This is a genomic window from Exiguobacterium sp. K1 (assembly GCF_033721435.1).
Classification (GTDB): Bacteria; Bacillota; Bacilli; order Exiguobacteriales; family Exiguobacteriaceae; genus Exiguobacterium_A; species Exiguobacterium_A artemiae.
The window spans coordinates 280,491-303,190 of record NZ_JAOTIT010000003.1 but is presented as its reverse complement, the minus strand read 5'-3'; the positions used below and the strand labels follow the sequence as shown (position 1 = coordinate 303,190).

26 protein-coding genes and 1 riboswitch are annotated in these 22,700 nt (G+C 47.8%); of the genes, 9 read left to right on the top strand and 17 right to left on the bottom strand.

What is annotated here, in order from left to right:
• Positions 1-37: 37 nt before the first annotated feature.
• A complete protein-coding gene (locus N7U64_RS09170) occupies positions 38-931 on the top strand; it encodes a DMT family transporter (protein ID WP_012369864.1) in 894 nt (297 codons plus the stop codon).
• Positions 932-985: 54 nt separating this feature from the next.
• Here the strand turns inward: N7U64_RS09170 and N7U64_RS09165 are convergent, their stop codons facing one another.
• Positions 986-2,446, bottom strand: coding sequence for an MDR family MFS transporter (locus tag N7U64_RS09165; RefSeq protein WP_214766037.1), 1,461 nt, complete (start codon positions 2,444-2,446; stop codon positions 986-988).
• 156 nt (positions 2,447-2,602) lie between these two features.
• Between N7U64_RS09165 and N7U64_RS09160 the strand changes: the two genes are divergently transcribed.
• Positions 2,603-3,415, top strand: a complete 813-nt coding sequence (locus N7U64_RS09160) for an SDR family NAD(P)-dependent oxidoreductase (protein ID WP_012369862.1) — start codon at positions 2,603-2,605, stop codon at positions 3,413-3,415.
• A gap of 63 nt (positions 3,416-3,478) precedes the next feature.
• Here the strand turns inward: N7U64_RS09160 and N7U64_RS09155 are convergent, their stop codons facing one another.
• From N7U64_RS09155 to rnz, 7 genes are read right to left on the bottom strand one after another with little or no spacing between them, the layout of a single operon-like run.
• On the bottom strand, positions 3,479-3,853 hold the full coding sequence (locus N7U64_RS09155) for a hypothetical protein (protein ID WP_318091918.1): 375 nt from the start codon (positions 3,851-3,853) through the stop codon (positions 3,479-3,481).
• A 32-nt stretch (positions 3,854-3,885) separates the two neighbouring features.
• Positions 3,886-4,452, bottom strand: coding sequence for an ECF transporter S component (locus N7U64_RS09150; RefSeq protein ID WP_318929510.1), 567 nt, complete (start codon positions 4,450-4,452; stop codon positions 3,886-3,888).
• Positions 4,443-5,408 carry an ATP-binding cassette domain-containing protein gene (locus N7U64_RS09145; protein WP_318929507.1) on the bottom strand — a complete coding sequence of 322 codons (966 nt, stop codon included), beginning with the start codon at positions 5,406-5,408 and terminating at the stop codon, positions 4,443-4,445. The genes N7U64_RS09150 and N7U64_RS09145 overlap by 10 nt, the downstream gene beginning before the upstream one ends.
• Positions 5,371-6,069: a hypothetical protein gene (locus N7U64_RS09140; protein ID WP_318929505.1), complete on the bottom strand. Its 699-nt coding sequence runs from the start codon at positions 6,067-6,069 to the stop codon at positions 5,371-5,373. Before N7U64_RS09140 ends, N7U64_RS09145 begins: the two co-directional genes overlap by 38 nt.
• Positions 6,047-6,457 carry a DUF4430 domain-containing protein gene (locus tag N7U64_RS09135; RefSeq protein ID WP_318929503.1) on the bottom strand — a complete coding sequence of 137 codons (411 nt, stop codon included), beginning with the start codon at positions 6,455-6,457 and terminating at the stop codon, positions 6,047-6,049. Before N7U64_RS09135 ends, N7U64_RS09140 begins: the two co-directional genes overlap by 23 nt.
• Complete coding sequence (locus N7U64_RS09130; protein ID WP_318929501.1) at positions 6,454-7,350, bottom strand: hypothetical protein; 897 nt, start codon at positions 7,348-7,350, stop codon at positions 6,454-6,456. The genes N7U64_RS09135 and N7U64_RS09130 overlap by 4 nt, the downstream gene beginning before the upstream one ends.
• 5 nt (positions 7,351-7,355) lie before the next feature.
• Positions 7,356-8,261: a ribonuclease Z gene (gene rnz, locus N7U64_RS09125; RefSeq protein ID WP_318929500.1), complete on the bottom strand. Its 906-nt coding sequence runs from the start codon at positions 8,259-8,261 to the stop codon at positions 7,356-7,358.
• A 107-nt stretch (positions 8,262-8,368) separates the two neighbouring features.
• Here rnz and N7U64_RS09120 point away from each other — a divergent pair, with 107 nt between their 5' ends.
• A complete protein-coding gene (locus N7U64_RS09120) occupies positions 8,369-8,548 on the top strand; it encodes a hypothetical protein (protein WP_012369854.1) in 180 nt (59 codons plus the stop codon).
• A 57-nt stretch (positions 8,549-8,605) separates the two neighbouring features.
• Here N7U64_RS09120 and N7U64_RS09115 read toward each other — a convergent pair whose 3' ends face one another.
• Positions 8,606-9,730, bottom strand: a complete 1,125-nt coding sequence (locus tag N7U64_RS09115) for a M20/M25/M40 family metallo-hydrolase (RefSeq protein WP_318929499.1) — start codon at positions 9,728-9,730, stop codon at positions 8,606-8,608.
• Between the two features lie 228 nt (positions 9,731-9,958).
• Complete coding sequence (locus N7U64_RS09110) at positions 9,959-10,912, bottom strand: aromatic acid exporter family protein (protein WP_318929497.1); 954 nt, start codon at positions 10,910-10,912, stop codon at positions 9,959-9,961.
• Positions 10,913-10,990: 78 nt separating this feature from the next.
• On the opposite strand from N7U64_RS09110, the gene N7U64_RS09105 reads away from it, so the two are divergent.
• The 4 genes from N7U64_RS09105 to N7U64_RS09090 all read left to right on the top strand — a co-directional run bounded on the left by N7U64_RS09105 (position 10,991) and on the right by N7U64_RS09090 (position 14,785).
• A complete protein-coding gene (locus N7U64_RS09105) occupies positions 10,991-12,076 on the top strand; it encodes an N-acetylglucosaminidase (RefSeq protein WP_318929495.1) in 1,086 nt (361 codons plus the stop codon).
• A 56-nt stretch (positions 12,077-12,132) separates the two neighbouring features.
• On the top strand, positions 12,133-13,068 hold the full coding sequence (locus N7U64_RS09100; protein WP_318929493.1) for a manganese-dependent inorganic pyrophosphatase: 936 nt from the start codon (positions 12,133-12,135) through the stop codon (positions 13,066-13,068).
• A gap of 88 nt (positions 13,069-13,156) precedes the next feature.
• A complete protein-coding gene (gene fadH / locus N7U64_RS09095; RefSeq protein WP_214766056.1) occupies positions 13,157-13,921 on the top strand; it encodes a 2,4-dienoyl-CoA reductase in 765 nt (254 codons plus the stop codon).
• Positions 13,922-14,071: 150 nt separating this feature from the next.
• The gene (locus N7U64_RS09090; protein ID WP_012369847.1) at positions 14,072-14,785 is read left to right on the top strand and encodes a ZIP family metal transporter; all 714 of its coding nucleotides are present in this window, start codon (positions 14,072-14,074) and stop codon (positions 14,783-14,785) included.
• A 45-nt stretch (positions 14,786-14,830) separates the two neighbouring features.
• On the opposite strand, the gene N7U64_RS09085 is transcribed toward N7U64_RS09090, so the two are convergent.
• The 6 genes from N7U64_RS09085 to N7U64_RS09060 form a co-directional block, all read right to left on the bottom strand.
• Positions 14,831-15,436: an HD domain-containing protein gene (locus tag N7U64_RS09085; protein WP_318929490.1), complete on the bottom strand. Its 606-nt coding sequence runs from the start codon at positions 15,434-15,436 to the stop codon at positions 14,831-14,833.
• Between the two features lie 60 nt (positions 15,437-15,496).
• Complete coding sequence (locus tag N7U64_RS09080) at positions 15,497-16,219, bottom strand: amino acid ABC transporter ATP-binding protein (protein WP_041261856.1); 723 nt, start codon at positions 16,217-16,219, stop codon at positions 15,497-15,499.
• Positions 16,220-16,232: 13 nt separating this feature from the next.
• On the bottom strand, positions 16,233-16,889 hold the full coding sequence (locus N7U64_RS09075; RefSeq protein ID WP_214766060.1) for an amino acid ABC transporter permease: 657 nt from the start codon (positions 16,887-16,889) through the stop codon (positions 16,233-16,235).
• Positions 16,890-16,949: 60 nt separating this feature from the next.
• Complete coding sequence (locus N7U64_RS09070) at positions 16,950-17,726, bottom strand: transporter substrate-binding domain-containing protein (RefSeq protein WP_012369843.1); 777 nt, start codon at positions 17,724-17,726, stop codon at positions 16,950-16,952.
• A gap of 303 nt (positions 17,727-18,029) precedes the next feature.
• Positions 18,030-18,455 (bottom strand): BrxA/BrxB family bacilliredoxin, encoded by a 426-nt coding sequence (locus tag N7U64_RS09065; RefSeq protein WP_012369842.1) that lies wholly within the window; start codon positions 18,453-18,455, stop codon positions 18,030-18,032.
• Positions 18,456-18,489: 34 nt separating this feature from the next.
• Positions 18,490-19,674, bottom strand: a complete 1,185-nt coding sequence (locus N7U64_RS09060) for an SAM-dependent methyltransferase (RefSeq protein ID WP_318929485.1) — start codon at positions 19,672-19,674, stop codon at positions 18,490-18,492.
• 116 nt (positions 19,675-19,790) lie between these two features.
• On the opposite strand from N7U64_RS09060, the gene N7U64_RS09055 reads away from it, so the two are divergent.
• Positions 19,791-20,564: a sporulation protein gene (locus tag N7U64_RS09055; protein WP_318929483.1), complete on the top strand. Its 774-nt coding sequence runs from the start codon at positions 19,791-19,793 to the stop codon at positions 20,562-20,564.
• Between the two features lie 68 nt (positions 20,565-20,632).
• On the opposite strand, the gene tenA is transcribed toward N7U64_RS09055, so the two are convergent.
• Positions 20,633-21,328 (bottom strand): thiaminase II, encoded by a 696-nt coding sequence (tenA, locus tag N7U64_RS09050; RefSeq protein ID WP_318929481.1) that lies wholly within the window; start codon positions 21,326-21,328, stop codon positions 20,633-20,635.
• Positions 21,329-21,402: 74 nt separating this feature from the next.
• A riboswitch (TPP riboswitch) is annotated at positions 21,403-21,508 on the bottom strand.
• 191 nt (positions 21,509-21,699) lie between these two features.
• On the opposite strand from tenA, the gene N7U64_RS09045 reads away from it, so the two are divergent.
• Positions 21,700-22,581, top strand: a complete 882-nt coding sequence (locus tag N7U64_RS09045; RefSeq protein ID WP_012369838.1) for a DUF1002 domain-containing protein — start codon at positions 21,700-21,702, stop codon at positions 22,579-22,581.
• Positions 22,582-22,700: the final 119 nt, after the last annotated feature.

Genomic DNA, 22,700 nt, shown 5'->3' with positions numbered 1-22,700 from the left:
ACCCTCATTTCCTTACTTCAGACACGCGGAGGTTAACATGCCCTATTTCACTTTATTCATGGCACTCTTTTTTATCTCGACATCTGCAATTTTCGTTAAATGGGCCGAAACCCCAATCGAAGCGGTTGCTTTTTACAGAATGTTGTTTTCGACACTGTTACTGTTACCGTTGATTCACCTGAAAGAATTACTTAGTCTCAGTTCAACGACCATCCGACATATGATTTTAAGCGGAATTCTCTTAGCCGGTCATTTTTGGCTGTGGTTCCTGTCCCTTGATTATACGACAGTTGCCAGCTCGACGCTCTTCGTAACCGCGAGTCCAATTTTTGTTTTGATCGGCAATGCCGTCTTCTTCAAACAGCATCCGTCGAGAAAAGCTCTCTTTTTCGTCGGTGTCGCTTTAATCGGCGGCGGACTTGTCGCTTATGGTGACATCGCGGTTGGTCCAAGAGCACTGATCGGAGATGGACTCGCCTTGCTTGCGACGATTCTTGTCGCCGGTTACTGGCTGCTCGGTCAACACGTCCGGACAAGCGTCTCGACGAATACGTATTCATTCGGCGTCTATGCCGTGTCTTCCGTCGTTCTGTTACTGTTTTCGCTCATTCAATCGGTCAATCTAGTCGGTTCATTCCAAACCGATTGGAAAATCTATATTTTACTCGCTGTTTTCCCGACACTGCTCGGCCACAACTTATTCAATTGGGCCTTGTCACGTGTCAGTGCCAGCATCGTCAGTATTACGATTCTCGGGGAAGCCGTTTGGGGAATGATTTTCGGATACTTCCTGTTCCAGGAATCATTGACGTGGATTCAAATCACCGGTGCTGCCTTACTGCTCGTCGGAATCGGTCTGTTCCTGCGCCGCAATGAACGTGATATCCGGGAACAATTTGCCAAACAAAATGCCGCGACGACTGCGGAATAAAAAATAAATACCAGTCAGCAGTCTTCTGTTAGAAGATTGTCTGACTGGTATTTTTTAATTGGTCGGATCTTCCGGACGGACTTTCGGCAGTCGGAAGGTCATGAAAAAGGCAAGAATGGCACAGACGAGGCCCCCGATGAAGACGAGATGCAGTCCGTTTGCGAGTGCTTGTTCCGCGGCCGATTGAACGTCTGCTCCGTAACGGGAGGCCGTACCCGACTGGAAAAACGGATCAATCGAGTAGCCAGAAAGCAGTTTCGAGTCGGAAAATGCCTGGATGATCGACACATTAAACAAGGTGCCGAAGATCGCCACACCAAGCGTTTGTCCGGTCGTACTCAAAAACGAGTTGACGGCAGTCGCTGATCCGCGGAGCGACCAGTCGACCGAAGTCTGCAGGACGACCATAAAGACGGGTTGCGCTAGTCCGAAACCGATTCCGATCAACGAAACGGCAAGGTAGATAAAGACATCACTCGATTCCCGGCCGATTCCAATTAAAATCGCCATCCCGATGACGAGTAAACCCATTCCGGTCATCGTCCGGTAGCGCGGCGAGGCAATTCCGATCGTCCGTCCGCCGACGATTGCCGTCAGTGTCCAAAACAACGACAGCGGCATCAGCATAAAACCAGCTTCCGTCGGACTTTTTCCGAGCACGCCTTGCGCGAAAATCGGGATGTAGGCCGACATCGAGACGAGTACCCAGGCAGAAAAGAAGACCGCCAAATTGATGACGAGAATGACCGGATGCCGGATGACCGCCGGTGGCAACAGCGGATCCGACGCTTTTTTCTCGACCCGGTAAAACCAGAACAGCAGGATCACACTGACTGCAAAACTGATTAAAATCAGCGGCTCGGCAAATGATTCGGATTCACTTCCCGATAATAATCCGTACAGTAACGCGCTCATGCCAGTCGCAAATAAAATGGCTCCCCGGTAATCAATCTTCCGTGACGTCTCGGTGACATTTTCTTTATAAAACAAAACAATCATGATGAATGAAATCAGAGCAAACGGTACATTTAATAAAAAGATGTAACGCCACGATAACGTCTCGACTAAAAAACCGCCGACGAGCGGACCGGCGACACCCGAGATTCCCCAAACCGCACTTAAAACGCCTTGAATTTTTCCGCGTTCCTCGTATGTATATAAATCCCCGATGATTGTCATCGCAATCGGCAAGACGGCTCCCGCTCCGATTCCTTGCGCGGCACGGAACAGAATCAGCATTTCCATCGATTGCGCCAATCCACAGGCGAGCGACGCGACCGTGAAGACACCGATTCCGAATAACAGGACACGTTTTCTTCCGTACAGGTCTGCCATCTTCCCGTAAATCGGTGTTGAGACGGCCATGAACAGTAAGAAACCGGCGAAAATCCAGCTGACGAGTTTCGCGCCGTTTAACTCACTTGCCATGACCGGTGTTGCCGTCGCAACGATCGTACCTTCAATCGCCGCTAGAAATGTAGCTAATAACAAAGCAATCGTGACATTTTTCCTCAAGAGACTCAGCTCACTTTCTGTAGGTGTATCCTTTTTTTATCATACCTTGAATCGGCGGACTTCTAAAAGGAGATGCTTATCGAGCAGGAATCAAGGGAACAATAGGGAATGATAAAGATTAGAGAATGAGTCATCAATTGAATGGAGGAGTATGATATGTTACGAAAAACCGCTTTGATTACAGGTGCTTCCGGTGGAATCGGTCTTGATTTGGCTGTTTTGGCGGCACGCGACGGGTTTGATTGTGTATTGATTGCCCGCAATGAAAAGAAACTGACGGAGCTTAAGCATGTCCTTGAAAAACGTTACCAAATCAAGGCTTATACATTCGCAGCCGACCTTTCAAAACCGGACAGTGTCTCGCGGATCCTCAGTTTCCTTGAGGAACATGAGCTGACGGTCGATCTGTTGTTCAACAATGCCGGTTTTGCGACATCCGGCCGCTTTGCAGAAATCGATCCGTCCGAAGATTTAAATTCCATCCATGTCAACGTCGTCGCCCTGACGGAACTGACGAAACGGTTGGTGCCGGGAATGCTTGACCGCGGATTCGGCCGGATCTTGAATGTGGCCTCTGTTGCTGCCTTCATGCCGGGACCTTACATGAGTGTCTATTACGCGACAAAAGCGTATGTCCTATCGCTGTCTGAGGCACTCGCTTCTGAACTGGACGGTTCGGGTGTGACGGTCACCTGCCTTTGCCCGGGACCGACGGATACGAACTTTTTTGACCGTGCACAGATTACGTTACCTTTCAAAAGCATGCCGTCCCACCTCGTCGCCTTTGCCGGATACCGGGGAACGTTGAAAGGTAAACGGGTTGTCGTACCGGGAGCGAGCAACCGCGCCATGGTGACATTTGCAAAATTCCTGCCGCGCCGCCTTTTGACGGAAGTCACGGGACGCATTCAAAATCCGGATCAGCAACAACAAGAAACGCCTGTTGAAGAATTCGCAGTCTCCAACTGATTCAGACATAAAAAAAGGCGTCCCTTTTTTCCACACCGGAAAAGAACGGACGTCTTCTTTGATTCAGTTCGGTTTCGGACGATGCATATGATCCGTCATCCATTTTTGAACATTTTTCGGAATCGAGGTGTAGCGGTATACATACCGAAGCGTGACTGCTCCCGTCACCATGACCAAATAACCGCTCGACAGGACTAATAACCAGGCGACAATCGACAAGAAGAGATCCGTTTCAAAAAAGAGATGCCCGACTAATCCGCCTTCTGCAGATGTAATCAGCATCGCTCCGGGAAAAATGGCTGCTGCCAGTAAGTAAAACCCTGCATACCGCCCCCGAATCGTTTCCTTCAACAATAAAATACTCCCAAATGCCAGACCCAAACCAGCAATAAGTAACAACCCGACGAGATACGTTATGGACAGCGGCGAACTCAGCATCACGCTTCACTCCAATCGAATGGGATTACTTATCATATACCCTGTTTTCCAGCAAACGAGTGCAGAATCCGTAAAAAAATTGGATAGAGCAACCAGATGAAAACAGCGTTCGAAACACCGTGCAACAAATCAAAAAAACCGCCTGTCAAAAGGAGTGTAAAAAACGCTTCCCGCGAAAAGTCCGTAAAGATCAAAAAACCCAAATTGCTGATCCATCCATAAAAAAAACCTGCCGCCAGTCCATAAGCCGTTAGAATCCACCGCGTCTGCATGCCCGGTAAAATACAGAAAAGACTGATGACCGTATAGGCAATGATTTGAAATAATACGAAAGGACCACTTCCTAAAAATAAACTCGTCAACACGACTACAAGCATCCCGACAATGGCGCCGGTGACCGGACCTACACAGGCGGCGACCAAAAGGACCAGTGCCGTCGCCGGCTGGACGTTCGGAATACTTGCAAAAATCAGCCGTCCGACAATCGCTGCCGCTGTGACCAGCGCAATGAACCGAAGCATCGCCTCTGACATCGGACGCTTTTCAAAAGATAAAACAACTACACTAATGATGAGGACTGCTACTCCGATCAGTTCCATTCGTATAACCTGCTTTGCTCGATGAAAGTCGAAGTTGGACCGTCAAAAGCAATTTCCCCCTGAACCAGATAGACGACTCGGGTCGCATAAAAAATCAAATCAGGATCGTGCGTAGCGAATACAATCAATTGATCCGGATGATCGAGCATATTTTGAATGAACGCAGACCGTTGCCGATTGGTTAATCCGGCCGTTGGTTCATCAAAATAACAGGCTTCTTCCTTCCAGGAAAGCCGTTCCATCAATTGTTGTTTTTGTTCAGAAAACGTAGCAATCGGCTCATCGAGAACAGGTGCAAGCGCCGGATGTGCCGGAACATAACATTTTTCGCCGGTCCGGCTAACCTTTCCGTACAGCGGCCGTTCCACACCGAGTAACAGACGGAGCAAGGTTGATTTTCCGCTTCCGTTGGCTCCGATCAGGGCCACCCGTTCCCCTAGATGAAAGGATAATCGTTCAATCGACAAGGCATACTTTTCCTGTAACGGATAACGATGCCGGATGCGCCATATCTCGTCGATGACCTTTCCTTTGACCGGTTCTATTCCTTCCAGCTTTTCGAGCGGCTGCTGTTGGATGACGGAATAGGTGATCTGGCAGGAAAAACGGCGTTCGATTTCCTCGAACAACAGCATCAGCCGGGTTTTGCGGACTTGATCTAAAAATAAAAATGGCTCTGCCAAGAAGATTTTTTCCGGTAAGCCGGACAAGGTATACCCGAGCGAGACCAGTTGCTGTTCTCCCGAGGATAATTCACTTGTCTCCCGGTCAAAGAAAGCTTCTAAGCCGAGTAACGTCGCCAGTTCTCCAGCGACGAACAGACTGGTTGTCGCCAACATATCGCGGACACGGCCATGCAGCAGGCGATCCGGTTGAATCACTTCTGTCCCGGCCGCACGAGCCAGTTGTTCCAGACGCTTACGTGACCCTGTTTCGTCGGTAATAATGGTAGGCATCGCGTATCCCTCCTTTCGAGAACATCAACAGTCCGGGTAACACTAAAGCGGCTACTACTGCTACAGGAGACCAGAAGGCAAGATACATTCCTGTAATTAAAAGCCCGGTCATCCAATCAGAACGCGTCAAACGCCGTAACGAACTGGGGACCGCTTCGACGGGCAACAGGTGGTACAGTGCCACCCGTTCCATCTTTTCCGCCAGCGGTTGTTTGGCATGGCTCATTTTCACTTCCGGCCACGTCCGGAGCAATGAAGGTAAGATTGCCAAAACCATTCCCGTCAAACGGGTCAGGCGCGGTAAAACCCGGAATAACGGTCCCATTTGATCAAGGCGGACCAGGGTGAAGGTCAGTTGACTGGATGTTACGAACAATGCCACCGTCAGACCGGTCAACCAAATTCCGTATGGATCAATGGAAGCACCGACAAGCAAAGGAACATACATCATTCCGATATAAATCAAGGGTAAGGTTAAATAACGCAGGACATTCCATTGCCGAATCCACGTAAAGAACAGTAGATGTCCGCTCAAGACAATCAGAATGCTGACATGCGTCTGCAAAAAAAACGGGACCGATAACATCGCCACTAAAAAAAGAGCGACATTCAGTGGATGAAGTCGCTCCCGTTCCGCCTTACTGAAAATAAGCCATTGCATCTTTTTCAAATCGCCATTCCAGACGGTCGCCGTCTTTTAATTGATACGCCCCTGCCCCGACTTGTGCCGGTTTGTCATTGACGCCGAACACCCAGCCGCTGCTTGCTCCGGCTGATTTTTCACGGATGCCGTCAACGGCCGTCACGTATGCCATCTCACCCTTACCGGTTTTGACGACTGGAAGATCCGTTTCTTCTAACGCATCAAGTGCCGTCTCTGATTTCTTGAGACACATGTCTTTTTCATATAATGTCTTATCACTTGCATGATTGACGACCGATACTTCTACCAAACGTTCACACTTCTTTGATTCAGCAGCTTGATCTGTCGGTTGTTCCGCACATCCTGCCAGGAGGAGGACTCCCCCGATCAATATCCATTTTTTCATCGTACGACTCCTTTTCGTCTTGAGGTCTCAAAACTGTAATTGTATAAAAGTATGGTTTTCTCCCGTAACGATTGACCGTCAGAACGCAAGTACGTCAATCGAATCGCGTTGGCTAACACATCGTCTCCCGTGTTGACATACGGAATCAGTTCGCCTTGATCGTTAATCAAGAGAACTGTCGCATCCTGTAAGCTGAACGTTTCATACAACCCGTCCAAATCCATCTCGACATAAGGAGTCTTCGATTCATGAAGAATCTGTTTGATGGATAACGTCTTCAATGTCTGAAACGAGGTTGAAGCATCAATTAATTTTTGATAATAAACCTCAAGCGAACGCGTCAGGACTTCTTCCCGGGGACGATACGTTAATGTGCCCGTCACTTCCTGATACGACACTTCGTACCGGATGAACCGTTTCGGACTTTTCGCAATCAACTCAAATGTCGCATTCCGCAAGTTGCCTCCCTGATCAAATAACAACTGACTTTGTTCAAGTCGCAAAGAGTCATCTCCGATCCGCCGGTCAATGTGCGTCATCAGCGTATCAAAGGATTCATCCGTAATCGTGACCTGTCCCATTTGTTGCGTTTCTTCCCGCAGCGTAAACGTATCAAACGGTCCCATGATGAGCTGAAGCAGAAAAAAGAGGAATCCGAATAAGGCCATATATCGTTTGTACCGTGAATTTTTTTTCGGATGCAGGACAATCAGAAACAAAATAATGCCAAGCGGCAATTGAATATCGTAAACAGGAAACGACACTGATCCTAAGCAAGCATAAAAAACAAACTTCAGGTAAAGATATTGTTCTTTTTCCGTCCGTTTTTCTAAAAAGAAACTGAGCAGGATACTTGCTAACAGAAACAATGACCATTGGATAAGAAAGTCCATGTTGGTTACCCCTTAATCACGACAGATTGATGATCCGTCATGAGGTATGACTCTTCAAATACTTCCCGCGCCTCCGCTTCCAACCGTTGTTCCTGATCGACATACCGCGCCGAAATATGCGTCAACAACAGTTTCTTCGCCCCTGCTTTCAAAGCGATTTCAGCCGCTTGTCTGGCTGTTGAATGACCGAATCGTCCTGCATGGTCCTGTTCCGAATCGGCAAACGTCGCCTCGTGGACAAGAACATCGACTTTTTCCGCCAACCGAAGGCTTCCTTCACACGGTACCGTATCTCCTAATACTGCCAACTTGATGCCCGGCTTTGGTTCTCCGAGAAAATCCGTTGACTGATATTCTGTTCCCTCGAAAACAAACGTTTCCTCCTGTTTGATTTGTCGATAAAGTGGTCCGGAAGGAATGCCCAGTTGTTTCAACGCTTCGACGCGTAAGGCACCTTTTTCTTCCTGCCCTTCAACCCGGTAGCCGTAGGCCAAAAAGCGGTGTTCCAATGCTTCGACGTGAATGTGGAACCCTTCCTGCTCGTACGATTGACCGGCTTCTACTTCAATGACATCAAGCGGATAACGTAAGTACGTACCGGTGATACGCAACGTTGCCTCGAGCCACTCCTTGATTCCTTTCGGACCGAAAATCGTCAATAACGTCGTTCCTTCGAGTGCAGCCCGCGTACTGATGAAGCCGGGAAGACCGAAAATATGATCTCCATGCAGATGTGTAATGAAAATCGTACTGACTTTGCGCGGTTTAATCGGACTGTGCAACATTTGGTGTTGTGTCGCTTCTCCACAGTCAAACAACCAGGTCATTTTCGGATGCAAGAGCGCAATCGCAGACACATTCCGTTGTTTGGACGGCATTCCTGCACCGGTCCCTAAAAAATAAAATTCCATCTTTTTCCCCTTTTCGTAAAATTAGCATTTTTAATACATAAAATACACCTTTCTTGGTCCGAAGCATGCTAAAATGGGCCTATACTGATTCGAAAGGTGGTTTTTCCATGACCAAAATCGAACGGACTTATGCACGTGTCGTACAAGCTGCTCGTTTATTGAACGAGAACTATCGGCAACAGTACGGAAAATCGATTCAACTTCAAGAAATCGCAACGACTTTACTCTGTACCGAGGAACTCATTCTGGAGTCGATGGAATTTTTCGAACGTCCTCAATTAACTTAATCGTAAACGAACAAAGAGTGTACCGCAATGTCGCGGTACACTCTTTTTAGTCTGTCATCATTTATTTGTGATGTAATCGACTAACGTCACGCACAATTCTGCTGTTTTCACGAGCTCTTCAATCGGCATTTTTTCATTCGTTGTATGAATGTCTTCATAGCCGACAGCCAGGTTGACGGTCGGAATACCGAAACCGGCAATCACGTTTGCATCTGATCCCCCGCCAGAGTGCAAGAGACGTGGTGTCCGACCGAGTTGTGTAATCGCTGCTTTCGCAACCTCGACAACTTGATCACCGTCTTCAAATTTGAAACCAGGATACATGACTTTAACTTCGACTTCGGCACGTCCGCCAAATTCAGCGGCAACGTCTTCAAATGCCGCTTTCATTTTCGCTGTTTGAGCTTCCATTTTAGGCGCAACGAGCGAGCGGGCCTCGGCAAAAATTTCCACGTAATCACATACGATGTTGGTCGATGGACCACCACCGCTGAAGCGTCCGATATTTGCCGTCGTTTCTTCATCGATGCGGCCGAGCGGCATTTTGGCAATCGCTTTTGCTGCAATCGTGATGGCCGAAATTCCTTTTTCAGGTGCTACACCGGCATGAGCGGTTTTACCGTAAATTTTGGCATTTACTTTCGCTTGGGTTGGCGCAGCCGTAATGATGTCTCCGACTTTCCCGTCCGAGTCCAAAGCAAAACCGTAATCCGCATCAATCTTCGAAGGATCGAGAACCATGGCGCCGACTAAGCCTGATTCTTCCCCCACCGTGATGACGAATTGAATTTTACCGTGCGGCTGGTTCGTTTCGTTCAAGACATGGACCAGTTCGATCAACGAAGCGAGCCCCGCTTTATCATCTGCCCCGAGAATCGTCGTTCCGTCCGTCTTCACGTAACCGTCCTCGATGATCGGTTTGATTCCCTGTCCGGGGAAAACTGTATCCATATGGGAAGTGAAATAAATTTTATCAACGCCGTCTTTTGTTGCCGGAAGCGTGATGATTAAGTTGTTCCCTTTATGCTCGGTTTTGGATGAAGCGTCATCTTCGAATACGTCACACCCCAGTGCCGTAAACGTCTCTTTCAAATGGGCACAAATTCGTGCCTCTTCTTTTGATTCCGAATCAATCTGGACCAGTTCTAAAAAGGTGTCGAGCACACGTTGCTCATTAACCATGTTGCATTCCTCCTCATTTTTTCAGTTCATCTAGCGCTTTTTTAGTATACCATCTATAGGCAGATTTGCACTTCGCAAGCGTTGTTTGTACAATGGCTATAATCAATGGAAGTATGAAAGGAGCGGTCTTGCTATGGCAAAACCATCAAAACAACAACGAATCATTAAGTGGACGACGATTACGATTTTGACAATTTTCCTGCTGGGCACCTTTGCCTCGACGATGTTCTACCTCTTCTGATTGACGAATCGTTGCTTTAATTGCAAATATTGCTCTGCTTCCTGCAACATATGCAGTAAAGCGGACCGGACTTCAAACTCATCCCGTGTCCTCGGGAGCGGTGACTCGCGAAACTCTTCGAGCAGTCGTTCAAGTTCCGCTAAAAATAACGTTGCGTCGGCATCGGGTCGGACATTGTCACCAATTGTCCGGAACAGGCCGGCGACTTTTTTTCCTTCTTCTACGACGAGGACAAGATCATCGACGTTGCGGACGATTCCGTTTAATAATTCAAACTGTTGTTCACGCATTCGGAAATACAGGTAGTCTTCATCATCATTCCGTCGACCGATGGCATTGCCCATCCGTTTCAGCGAAGCATCCTTTCCTTCCTTCAACAGCCGTTCCGTCTCGTGCAGTGTCAACGAATGCCGATTGATCCATCCCGTTTCAATCGCGGCTGCGACTTCAAAGAACAAGGCGGCAATCCGTTGATCGATCTGCAACCGTCGCTCGGCAATCGTCCGGTCGAGACTCGGCATATACATGTTCACGAGTAGTCCTACACCGACACCGATCAGCAGCAAATAAATTTCGTTTAAAAAGATGGCCAGATTCAATTGCTGTGCGACGTAAAGATGGGTGAGAATGACGACACTCGTGATAAAACCGTCCTGCAGGCGGAGGCGTTGCGTCAGTGGAAGAAATAGAATGAAATAAAGTGCAATTGCAATCGGACGGTAGCCGATGACTTCGAAGATGACAAAACCAAGTCCAATCGCGAGAATGGACGCCATGATCCGTTCATATGACGACCGAAATGATTTTTTTCTTGTCGCTTGAATACTCAAAATGGCGATGATGGCTGCAAAGACGTAGTAATCCAGCTGCATCTTTTCCGCAATCCACATCGCCAGTGCCGCTGCGACAGCGGTTTTTAACGTTCGATATCCGATAAACACAGACTTCCCTCCATTCTTTGTTAGGTTACCTATTCTTTACCCAGGTTGTCGATTGATTTTTTTGAAGGACGTGATTTTTTGACTAAACGTACAATTCGCCCCGCCCGCCCGGTCCGTCGAACGGGTTCTTTCAAGGGGCTTGTCTTCTTTTTCTTACTCGGTTGCGGATTGTTCCTGCTGTTACGGGAGAAACCGCAAACCATTCTTCCTCCGGCTTCTCCTTATGTTGCGGAATTATATCGGGACGGGAAAGTCATCCGGGAAGAAGAATTCGATTCTGCCGAAAAAGCGAAGGCCTTTATCGACGGACGCCGCGGGGCCGTCAAACGGACGGCGGATGAACGTTATATCTATTTGACCGGCAGCGGGATCGGCATCGTCAAGCCGAATCAGACGCTGAACATCTACACCGACCGCGCTCTAAAAAAACGACATACGTATATCGCCCCCGGCAGCCGTCTTTCCCTGCTTGCGTACACAGATTCCGTCAGCCGGGTTGAAATTGCCGGTCTGACCGGTTACGTTGCTTCCGATCGGCTGACTCTTTACCCGCTTGAACAATCCAGTAACCGGTCCTATTATGAAAAGCAAGGCGATCGTCTGTTGCATTACATCGTCGCCGATGCCGGACTCGGCGGTTTGATCACAGCCGGGGAAGCACCAGCGTCGTTAGATGACCGAACGATGCAGTACGTTGAATCGAAAACACTAACGCAGGATTTACGGAAACCGACCGCTTTGACAGCGAAACAACTCGATGCCTACATTAAAAAAAATGCTCCCGACAGTCCGTTGATCGGGAAAGGAAAGACCTTTAAGCAAGTTGAACGCACCTATCGAATCAATGCGGCTTATCTGCTTGCCCATGCGATTCACGAGTCCGATTACGGACGGTCGGACATCGCAAAAGACAAGTTCAATCTGTTTGGCGTCAATGCAACGGATATTGCTCCCGGTCAAAATGCGACGTCATATGATTCGTTTGAAGACTCTATCCGGAAAACAGGCCGCTTCATTGCCCGCGACTATCTTTCGAAAGACGGGAAATACTACCGCGGTCCGTTTCTTGGAAACAAGGCACGTGGAATGAATGTTTTTTACGCATCCGATCCGTATTGGAGCGAAAAAATCGCCGGCATCCTCTTGAAAATGAACGCCGTCTAAAACGGACTTATGGTACACTAATGGGCGAGACATCAATCATTTAGGAGTGAATACACATGGAAAAAGTTTTAGTATTTGGTCATAAAAATCCGGACACGGATACGATTGCATCGGCGATCGCCTATGCCGAATTAAAAAAAGAGCTCGGTGTTCATGCTGAAGCCGTTCGTCTTGGTGAAGTCAACGGGGAAACACAATTTGCCCTCGACTACTTTAAAGTTGCTCGTCCCCGCCTCGTAACGGAAGTATCAAAAGAAGCACAACACGTCATTCTTGTTGACCACAATGAACGTCAACAAAGCGCGGATGATATCGATGCTGTCAAAGTGACGGAAGTCATCGACCATCACCGGATTGCCAACTTCGAGACATCTGATCCGGTTTATTACCGTGCGGAACCAGTCGGTTGCACGACGACAATCTTAAACAAAATGTACAAAGAACACGGTGTTGCGATCAAACCGGAAATTGCCGGTTTGATGTTGTCAGCCATCGTTTCCGATTCCTTGTTGTTTAAGTCGCCGACATGCACGGAGCAAGACGTCATCGCAGCACGTGAACTGGCGACGATTGCCGGTGTCGATGCCAACGTCTATGGTCTCGACATGTTAAAAGCAGGTGCTGATCTATCGAAGAAAACGATTGACGAGTTGATTGCACTTGATGCAAAAGAATTTTCAATGGGACCATTCAAAGTCGAGATTGCCCAAGCCAACACGGTCGATACAGCGGAAGTCTTGCTTCGTCAGGCAGAGCTCGAAACGCGGATCGAAGCCTTGATTGCCGAAAAAGATTTGGATTTATATATGTTACTCGTTACGGACATCCTGACGAACAATTCGGTGGCGCTCGTCCTCGGACCTGAAGCTTCGCTTGTCGAACGGGCCTTCGGACTTGAAGCGACGAACCAACTTCTTTATCTCGAAGGTGTCGTGTCACGTAAAAAACAAGTTGTTCCTGTCTTGACAAATACGGCAGCAGCTGTCGAATAATTTCTGTCCAAAAGAAGGAGTTTACTCCTTCTTTTTTGAATACTTATATTGAATGGCTATTCATTCAGTTTATAAGGGGGTTTTGGAAATGGCAAAAACAGTACTTGTCACAGGTGGAACGAGCGGAATGGGGAAAGCGATGGCGATCGCTTTAAAAGAGGCCGGGTGGAATGTCGTCGTGACCGGTCGGAATGCCGAACGGTTGCAGCAAACCGATCAGGATTTACAAGCGATTGGTGGACACCACAGTGTCATTCAAATGGACGTCCGGGATCCGGATGCCTGTATCGCTGCTGTCAATCAAACCCGACAACAGTTTGGACAACTGGAAGCCCTCATCAACAATGCTGCTGGTAACTTCATCTGTCCGACGGACGAACTCTCACCGAACGGATGGAAAACGGTAATTGATATCGTCTTGAACGGGACATTCAACTGTTCCCATGCCCTCGTCAAAGGCTGGCAGGAAGACAACGTATCGGGCGGACAAATCTTGAATATCGTTGCCTCATACGCGTGGCAGGCAGGTGCCGGTGTCGCACCGAGTGCTGCGGCAAAAGCTGGTGTCCTGAACCTGACACGAACACTTGCTGTCGAATGGGGATACAAATACGGAGCCCGCATCAATGCAATCAGTCCGGGACCGATTGAACGGACCGGCGGCGCCGATAAACTTGCCATGTCACCGGAACATGCGGAACGGATTCGCCGCAACGTCCCGCTCGGCCGATTCGGCACACCGGAAGAAATCGCCGGACTAGCGACCTGGATGTTGTCCGATCAAGCGAGTTATTTAAATGGGGAATGTATTGCCCTCGACGGCGGGCATTGGTTAAATAAACAACCGTTTTGATCATACAATACGCCTCTCGCCTTTTCAGCGAAAGGCGTTTTTCCTTGTTTCCGGATTACCTTTTCTGCTTTTTTAACTAGCTATGTTTATCAATCATTTTTTTAGGAAAATAGTAATACAGATAGGGAAAGAGCTAAGGAGGATGTTTACATGGGAATCGCTTTTATGTGGGGGGCCATCGCTGGAGGAGCCGTCGTCATCGGAGCTTTGATTGGTTTGTTTCTCCCTCTTAAACAACGGTTGATCGGATACGTGATGTCGTTTGGAACAGGGATTTTAATCGGGGCGGCAACGTTTGAGTTATTGGATGAAGCCCTAAATAAATCCACGACGAAGATTGTCGGCATCTCCTTCATCGTGGGGGCACTCGTGTTCACTGCTTTTGATATGTTTGTTTCCTCACGTGGGGCCAGTAAACGAAAACGCTCATCCGGCGGAAACGAAGGGACAGGAACTGCCATCTTTTTCGGAACGATTCTTGATGCGATTCCGGAATCGATCATGATTGGTGCCAGTTTATTATCGGGAAATGTCAGCGCCGCGCTTGTCGCAGCCATTTTCGTCAGTAACATCCCGGAAGGTTTGTCGAGTACGACCGGATTACAAAAAGACGGTTTCTCGAAGAAAAAAATCCTGGTCATGTGGGGAGTCGTCTGGTTGATTTCCGCGCTCGCCTCCCTTGCCGGGTATTCGATTTTATCAGAATTGCCGGATATGCAGTTTGCGATGATTGGTGCTTTTGCCAGTGGCGGTATCATTGCCATGCTCGCTTCAACAATGATGCCGGAAGCGCATGAGGAAGGCGGAGCCATCGTTGGTCTGTTCGCTTCCCTCGGTCTGATTACAGCTGTCATCTTAAGTTAACGAACAGGGATCCGCTCTATCAGGAGCAGATCCCTGTTTTTATCATTATTGACCGTTCCATTCCTGCTTGAACCGTTCGACGAATTCCCGCATATACTGATGACGATCTTCAGCAATGATCTTCGCTGTCTTCGTATTCATCAAATCTTTTAAACGGAATAATTTTTCATCGAAATGGTGTAAGGCACTTGTCGTCCCTGTCCGGTCACCCGGCTCGCGGGGAGCGAGTCCCGGTACATACATCGGTTCCTGAAAGTGACCGGCAAATTGAAATGTCCGGGCAATCCCAATCGCACCAATCGCGTCCAAGCGGTCCGCGTCCTGGACAATCTTCCCTTCCAGTGTCTTCATCGGCGGACGGTCACCCCCTTTAAACGATAAACTGTTGATGATGTCGAGGATATGCAGGCGGTCCTGCTCCGAGACACGTGGTCTTAAATACTGGTCGACATTTTCACTTGTCCCGCCGAGTTTACTGTCCGCGACGTCGTGCAGCAGTGCAGCGAGTTCAATGATACGGACATTCCCGCCTTCGATTTCGGCAATCCGTAAGGCCATCTTCCGGACACGTTCGATGTGGGAAAAATCATGTCCGGAAAAATCATTTGCATGGAATTCCTGAACGAACCGTTCCGTCTCTTTGTTAAGCATAAAAAACCTCTCCCTGTCTTAAAAAAGCGCCGACTCATTGAATCGAGTCGGCGCTTTTCGTTATAACACTTTTTCCAAGAATTTTTTGGCGCGATCGGTTTTCGGATGATCAAACAGTTCCACCGGACTGCCTTCTTCCATCAGAATGCCTTCATCGAGGAACAGGACGCGGTCGGCAACTTCTTTTGCAAAGCCCATCTCGTGCGTAACGATGACCATCGTCATGCCGCTTTCTGCCAGTTGTTTCATGACATCAAGCACTTCGTTGACCATTTCCGGGTCAAGCGCCGATGTCGGCTCGTCAAACAGCATGACGTTCGGTTCCATCGCGAGAGCTCGAGCAATCGCGACCCGTTGTTTTTGACCGCCCGACAGCTGGTTCGGGAAGTTGTCACGCTTTTCGGCCAAACCGACACGTTCGAGCAGGACTTCCGCCCGTTTGACAGCCGCATCTTTCGAGAGACCAAGCACGTTAATCGGTGCATAAATCAAGTTATCGAGGACCGATTTATGCGGGAACAGATTAAACTGTTGGAACACCATGCCAATGTTTTGACGAGCCTTGGCGATGTTTGCTTTCGGTTTCGTCAATTCAAAACCATCGACGTTAATCGTGCCGCTTGTCGGCTGTTCCAACAAATTAATGCATCGTAAGAACGTTGATTTCCCGGATCCCGACGGACCGATGACGGCAACGACTTCGCCGCGTCCGACCGTCGTCGTAATGCCTTTTAAGACTTCTAGTTTTCCAAACTGCTTATATAGATCAGTAACTTGAATCATAGGTTCCATATGATTACCCACTCTTTCTCATAGCTTTTTCGACTTGCTGACCAATCAAGGACAATCCCATGACAAGTACGAAATAGACGAATCCTGCAAACAATAACGGTTCAAAATACAAGGCCTTCTCTCCACCGACGACTTGCGCCCGGCGCATGACGTCGAGGACACCGACGGTCGAAATCAAAGCGGATTCTTTTGTTAATGTGATCAGCTCGTTCATGATCGCCGGCAGGATATTTTTGAACGCTTGCGGCAAGATGATCGACCGTAACTGTTTCATGTAAGGAATACCAAGGGCGTCTGCTGCTTCCCACTGTCCGCGGTCAACGGCTTGAATGCCGGCCCGGATGATTTCCGAAATGTAAGCCCCGGAGTTTAAGGAAAAGGCGATGATGGCGGATTGATACCCCGTCGTCACGTACCCTGTCAACTGCGGTAACCCAAAATGAATGATTGCCAGTTGTAAAATCAACGGCGTTCCACGGAAGACCGCCGTATAGGCATGACCAATAAATCGAATAAATCCGTTTTTCGTGATTTTTAACGCCGCGACGACAATCCCGATTAACATACCGGCAATCGCGGCGACGATGACGACTTGAAATAGAACTGGAATTCCTTGCAGAATATATGGGATTGAATCTTGAATCTTTGTAAAGTCTATCATAACCAATCTCCTAACGTCGCACAAAAGGGATGAGGTTACCCCCACCCCTATGCACTACTCTTATTTTGCTTCTTTTTGGAACCATTCTTCCGCGAGTTTATCGATGTCGCCGTTGTCGATCATCTTCTTCAACTCTTTGTTGAAGTCGTCACGCATTTTGTCCCCTTTTTTGAAGGCGACGGCAGAACCGGTTGGCCCGTCTTCTTTGATTTCATACGTTTTTAATGCTTTGTCCTGATCCATGTATTTGACGGCTACTGCGTCTTCAATGATCAAGGCGTCGATCCGGCCCGTATTCAACTCCTGAATGATTTCCGGAATTTTATTTAATGAAACAGCTTCACTGTCTTTGTAACGGTCCTTCGCCAACGCTTCCTGGATCGATCCGAGCTGGACACCCAGTTTCTTGCCTTTTAGCTCGTCATCTGACGCGATCGCTTTATCTTTCGTCATGACCAGGTTTTTGGACTGGAAATAAATATCCGTGAAGTCGGCGTTTTTCTTCCGCTCGTCGGTCGGCGTCATTCCCGCCATGACGAAATCAACACGTCCCGCACTGAGCGCTCCAAGCAGACTGCCGAACTCCATGTCCTCAATTTTCAAATCATATCCGAGGTTTTTTGTGACTTCTTTGGCGATTGCCACATCAAATCCGACGATGTCATCACCTTTTGCTGTATCGATATACTCGAATGGGAAGTAATCCGCTGACGTTCCCATCGTCAATACTTTATCGTTCTTTTTTGTCGTATCCCCTGTCGATTCCTCCGAAGCGCCACATGCTGCCATTGTGACTGCTAGAATGCCTGCCATTGCCGTTGCTGCTAATTTCTTCATCAATAAATTCCCCTTCCAACGCTCAATTGTCAGAACTTTAACAATAGTATGACTTATGTTTTTTTCTAATTCAATACTAAAAAGTTCGACCTGATTTATTGCTTTTAGAATATACGAATATTTATTCATTGTAAAGCATAATAATCTGTAAAAATTGCATAAAATACGGATTTATTCATATTTGATGAGTAATCACTTATGTTGATAACGCTTACATTTATTTCAGGACAAGCGACTTTCGTTCAACGGACGGTGTTTCATAAAAAAACCTGCCCCTCAAGCAGGGGCAGGTTTTTGATTTACTTAAGCGTAGATTTCAATCAGTGACTCTAACTTCTCGACGACTTCTTCCGCTGTAAACGATTCGATGTCAAACCGTTCGACCATCGACAGGATGTTTCCATCCTGCATCAAAGCGAATGATGGCGATGACGGTGGATATCCTTCGAAGTATTCACGGGCCCGATCGGTTGCTTCCCGGTCTTGTCCTGCAAATACCGTTACGAAATGATCCGGTTTGACACCTTCCATACGGTTGACATAGGCAGCTGCCGGGCGGGCAATACCGCCGGCACATCCACAAACGGAATTGACGAGGACAAGCGTCAGTCCTTCGCGCTTCATTGCCTCATCGACGCTCTCAGCCGTCGTCAATTCTTCAAAACCGGCTGCCGCTGCTTCTTTACGTGCCGTTTGAACGACATCTTCAAAATACATTTGGAAATCCATTGTATTTGTTTCCCCCTTTAATTCGTTGTCTTCTTTATTGTACGAGTTTCGATGAAATCTGTCCAAGTCTGCCGCTCAATTCACGTTCTAAATACGGCTTTGCATGCAACAGCTCCCGGAAAGCGATATACCGGTCGATTTTTTCTTCTGTTGGCCGTTTCGGATTTTTGTAAGCCCGAATCAGGATGTTTTTCGGCGTGTTTTCTAAATCGATGAATTCAAGCAATTGCGTCTCGTATCCGACAAGTGTCAATAACTCGGCCCGAATCGAATCCGTCGCGAGTGAAGCAAACTTTTCTTGAATCAACCCATGTTGCAGCATGACGTCAAGCGGTGAACAATCCAGTTGACGGTTTAATTCCTTTTGGCAACACGGAACGCTGAGAATCACTGATGCGTTCCAATCAACGGCACGGGCAAGTGCGACATCGGTCGCGACGTCACAGGCATGTAACGTCACCATCAAGTCAACTTCTGTGTCCTGGTCGTAATCGTGGACATCACCGACACGGAAGGACAAATCATCATACCCTAAATCAGCAGCGATCGCCGCACAGTCCTCAATGACTTCTTTTTTAAGATCAAGACCGGTGACATTTAAATCAAAACCTTTGACGATCTTCAAGTAATGATAGAGAGCAAACGTCAGATACGATTTCCCGCATCCAAAATCTAAAATCCGTAATGTGCGTCCTTTCGGCAACACGGCGATACTGTCTTCGACGAATTCCAGAAAACGATTGATTTGTTTGAACTTGTCGTATTTTTGACGTTTGACCTGTCCCTCTTCCGTCATGACGCCTAAACGGATTAAAAACGGCACCGGTACACCGTCCTCTAATAAGTGACTTTTCTTCCGGTTATGCGACAAGTCTGCTTGGATCAGCTCTTTGGCAGTCGTCTTGAGGGAGACTTTCATTTTCTTCGAGAGTTGAAATTGGATTTCTTCCGTTTCGAATCGGAATAAAAATTGACGGAATTCGTCAAAGAATTGGTCCATTCTTACAATAAATTCTTCTATACTTAAATTCTCATGCTTAATGATCCGCTCATGTTGAAACTCTAACTGGATTGCATACGTATCTCTAAGTAGAATCGGTTTTACCTTGATTCGGCGGAGATCATTTGATTTCAGACGCGGACCGCTAATCGTCGCGTGTATGAGTGAAGTCGCCTGCAGTTTTTCCGTGAGCAAGTCTTTTAATTGATGTAGTTCCACGTATCGTCCCGTCCTTTTTTGTTTGGTCTTTCGAAACTGTAGCAAATTCATCCGTGTTCGACAAGCAAGTCAGCTTTCTTTTCAGTCGTCATACTTAATTTAAGGAGGAACATAACATGTTTAAAAAAATCCTTTCCCAAATCGGTATCGGTGCCGCAACGGTCGACACACGCCTCGAGCAAGAACACTGCGAACCCGGCGGTACGATTCAAGGAATCGTCCATATCAAAGGCGGTAACGTCGATCAGGAAATCGCACGGATTTATCTTGCCTTCAACACCCAGTACAAACAGGAGGTTGGGGACAGCAAAACGTTCACGACATTCACACTGGATCGGTTTGCGTTAAATGAAGCACCTTTTACCATCGAAGCCGGTGTCGAACGCGAAATTCCGTTCACGCTGCAAGTTCCTTTTAATACACCACTCTCCGTCAGTCAATCGAAATCCTGGATCGAGACCGGTCTCGATATCGCGCAAGCGGTCGACCCGTCCGATCATGATGCGGTCGTCGTCAAGGCAAACGACTATCAATCCGTCATTCTTGAAGCAATAGAAGATCTCGGATTCCGCTTGAAAAAAGCGGATACAGAAAAATTACCGGGCCGCTTCCGAAAAGACTTACCGATTGCGCAGGAACTCGAATATTCTGCCCGCGGCACGCATTATGCCCATAAACTGGATGAAATCGAAGTCATCTTGTTGCAGGACCGGTCCGGCATCGACATCGTTCTTCAAATCGACCGTCGTGCCCACAGCCTCGGCTCTTTGTTCAGCGAAATGGCGGGTACGGACGAAACGATGACAAAACTTTCCTTATCCAATCAGGAGTTAACAAATCCGTCGCTGGTGAAACAACGCCTCGCGGATTTGATTGAACGCCACAGCTGATTTATCTTTTCCATAGAAAACACCGGATCCGCCAACAAGCGAATCCGGTGTTTTTACGTTGTCTCGTCTTATTTCAATGATGTCGTTGTAATAATCTGTGCCAGGCTTTTTTCAAATGTCTCTTCTATCCAGCCCATTTCCCAAAACATCAATTCGTAATAACAGCTTCTGACGAAATGCTGCTTCATCCGGGTACGTTCTTGATCACTTGCTTGCGTTGCCAGCTCATTCAAACGGTCGATCTGCTCAAAGACCACCCGCTCGAACCAATCCGAACTGTACGTCGCAATCCATTGTTGATAAATCGGTGAAGCCGGTGCAGCGGTCTGTAATTGTTGTCCGATCTCATAATAGAGCCAGTAACACGGCAAGATGGCAGCAATCGTCTCCCCGAGCGTCCCTTCGCTTGCATGATGCATATGTGAAATATAGGCGTATGCGGTCGGGGCCGGCTCGAATCGGGCTAATGTTTCGTCCGAAATTCCAAGCGGTTCAAAAAACGACTGGTGCAGGCTCAGTTCTGCAGCATAGGTCGATGTCGCATGTTCCGCGAGTTCCGCAATCGTCGCGAATTCCTGTGCCTTGGAAGCGGCACGTGCCTGAATTTTTGCGAAATGTTTTAAGTAATAGGCATCTTGCAGCACGTAATGCCGGAATTTCCCTTCCGGCAATGTTCCGTCTGCAAGACCGGTTACGAACGGATGCGTAAAACTGCTGTCCCAGTACGGTCTTGCTGCTTGCCGGATTTCTTCACTGAATTTCATATTTCTTCCCCCTTTTGTAATCAAAAAAACGCCACACCTGATGTCAGGCATGACGTGAAAAGACCATAAAAAGAGGATCCGTCACGCCACTTCCCTCCGTAAGTCCAAACTTAATCAGGTTCAAAGGGTCCGCACGTCTCCGTCGTCTCAGTCAGCCTACTGACTCCCCTAGTGGTCGCTATTCGATTTGTTTCAAGTGTAACATGATTTCATTCAATCCTGAACATGCTCCCCTTCTTTCCATTGTTTTTTTGTACAATGAACATGACGGAAGGTCGATGTCGGCTCGTTCTTGAGACCGATTCTCTTCCGTCACCGGTCGATTAGACTGAAATTAGTACCTGATACTTAACTTACGGAGGAATTTGACAATGAATAAAACCATCACATGGACTGCTTCGGCATTACTTGCCACGACGTTATTACTGCCTACTGCCGCATCTGCCGAGCAGGTCGTCGACAAAACGATCATCACACTCGGAGAATCACTCGGAGCAAAGGATAAAGCATGGGTCTTGTCCCGCCTCAATGCACCGGAAGGCATCACTCCGATCATCGCGACTTCTGCCGATGAGGAAAAATATCTCGGGAAAAACATTCCCCAGTCCCAGCGCGGCGGCAATATGTATTCCTCCGCCAAGATCGAATTGGCTGAAAAAGGCGACGGTCTGTCCGTCGCAACCGAAAATATCACGTGGGTCACAAAAGACATGTATTTGAATGCGCTGGTCACGGCCGGTGTGACCGATGCCGACATTACGATTACTTCCCCTTATAAAGTAACCGGTACATCTGCCTTGACCGGTATCATGAAAGCCTATGATCAAACGTCAAGTGAGACCGGTATCAAACTGACGGATGAACGGAAAGATTTAGCCCAACAAGAATTATCGGTCACATCAGATGTCGGAAAAACCGTCGGGACGGATAAAGTCGCCGACTTGATGAACGAAATCAAAGCCGAAATCGCGAAGCAAAAACCGGAGACGAAAGTCGAAATCGAGAATGTCATCGTCCAAGTCATTCAAAACAACAATATCAATCTGTCCGATGCCCAAATGGAGCGCTTGACCGGTCTGTTTAACCAAATGGAAAAAGCTGATCTTAACTGGGGACAGATTGAGACGGGACTGAAGGATGCCGGACAAAACATCCAGTCCTTTGCGACATCGGAAGAAACAAAAGGATTTTTTGCCAAACTGTTTGACGGTTTAAGTGCCTTCTTTAATTCCATCGCCGGTTTATTTAAATAATCTGCTCTTCCTTTCATTCCCGGTGGCATGGTAAAATAGAGTCATCGAATGAGAAAAGGTGGTGTGGAAAGATGGGTTTTGCTGCGTGTAAGCATTGGTTGATGGAACAACTGTATCTG

Excerpts from the sequence above, each read along its gene's own strand:
- N7U64_RS09170 (WP_012369864.1), top strand. The coding sequence starts at position 38 with ATGCCCTATTTCACTTTATTCATGGCACTCTTTTTTATCTCGACATCT.
- N7U64_RS09160 (WP_012369862.1), top strand. The coding sequence starts at position 2,603 with ATGTTACGAAAAACCGCTTTGATTACAGGTGCTTCCGGTGGAATCGGT.
- N7U64_RS09155 (WP_318091918.1), bottom strand. The coding sequence starts at position 3,853 with ATGCTGAGTTCGCCGCTGTCCATAACGTATCTCGTCGGGTTGTTACTT.
- N7U64_RS09150 (WP_318929510.1), bottom strand. The coding sequence starts at position 4,452 with ATGGAACTGATCGGAGTAGCAGTCCTCATCATTAGTGTAGTTGTTTTA.
- N7U64_RS09145 (WP_318929507.1), bottom strand. The coding sequence starts at position 5,408 with ATGCCTACCATTATTACCGACGAAACAGGGTCACGTAAGCGTCTGGAA.
- N7U64_RS09140 (WP_318929505.1), bottom strand. The coding sequence starts at position 6,069 with ATGCAATGGCTTATTTTCAGTAAGGCGGAACGGGAGCGACTTCATCCA.
- N7U64_RS09135 (WP_318929503.1), bottom strand. The coding sequence starts at position 6,457 with ATGAAAAAATGGATATTGATCGGGGGAGTCCTCCTCCTGGCAGGATGT.
- N7U64_RS09130 (WP_318929501.1), bottom strand. The coding sequence starts at position 7,350 with ATGGACTTTCTTATCCAATGGTCATTGTTTCTGTTAGCAAGTATCCTG.
- rnz (WP_318929500.1), bottom strand. The coding sequence starts at position 8,261 with ATGGAATTTTATTTTTTAGGGACCGGTGCAGGAATGCCGTCCAAACAA.
- N7U64_RS09120 (WP_012369854.1), top strand. The coding sequence starts at position 8,369 with ATGACCAAAATCGAACGGACTTATGCACGTGTCGTACAAGCTGCTCGT.
- N7U64_RS09115 (WP_318929499.1), bottom strand. The coding sequence starts at position 9,730 with ATGGTTAATGAGCAACGTGTGCTCGACACCTTTTTAGAACTGGTCCAG.
- N7U64_RS09100 (WP_318929493.1), top strand. The coding sequence starts at position 12,133 with ATGGAAAAAGTTTTAGTATTTGGTCATAAAAATCCGGACACGGATACG.
- fadH (WP_214766056.1), top strand. The coding sequence starts at position 13,157 with ATGGCAAAAACAGTACTTGTCACAGGTGGAACGAGCGGAATGGGGAAA.
- N7U64_RS09090 (WP_012369847.1), top strand. The coding sequence starts at position 14,072 with ATGGGAATCGCTTTTATGTGGGGGGCCATCGCTGGAGGAGCCGTCGTC.
- N7U64_RS09085 (WP_318929490.1), bottom strand. The coding sequence starts at position 15,436 with ATGCTTAACAAAGAGACGGAACGGTTCGTTCAGGAATTCCATGCAAAT.
- N7U64_RS09080 (WP_041261856.1), bottom strand. The coding sequence starts at position 16,219 with ATGATTCAAGTTACTGATCTATATAAGCAGTTTGGAAAACTAGAAGTC.
- N7U64_RS09075 (WP_214766060.1), bottom strand. The coding sequence starts at position 16,889 with ATGATAGACTTTACAAAGATTCAAGATTCAATCCCATATATTCTGCAA.
- N7U64_RS09070 (WP_012369843.1), bottom strand. The coding sequence starts at position 17,726 with ATGAAGAAATTAGCAGCAACGGCAATGGCAGGCATTCTAGCAGTCACA.
- N7U64_RS09065 (WP_012369842.1), bottom strand. The coding sequence starts at position 18,455 with ATGGATTTCCAAATGTATTTTGAAGATGTCGTTCAAACGGCACGTAAA.
- N7U64_RS09055 (WP_318929483.1), top strand. The coding sequence starts at position 19,791 with ATGTTTAAAAAAATCCTTTCCCAAATCGGTATCGGTGCCGCAACGGTC.
- tenA (WP_318929481.1), bottom strand. The coding sequence starts at position 21,328 with ATGAAATTCAGTGAAGAAATCCGGCAAGCAGCAAGACCGTACTGGGAC.
- N7U64_RS09045 (WP_012369838.1), top strand. The coding sequence starts at position 21,700 with ATGAATAAAACCATCACATGGACTGCTTCGGCATTACTTGCCACGACG.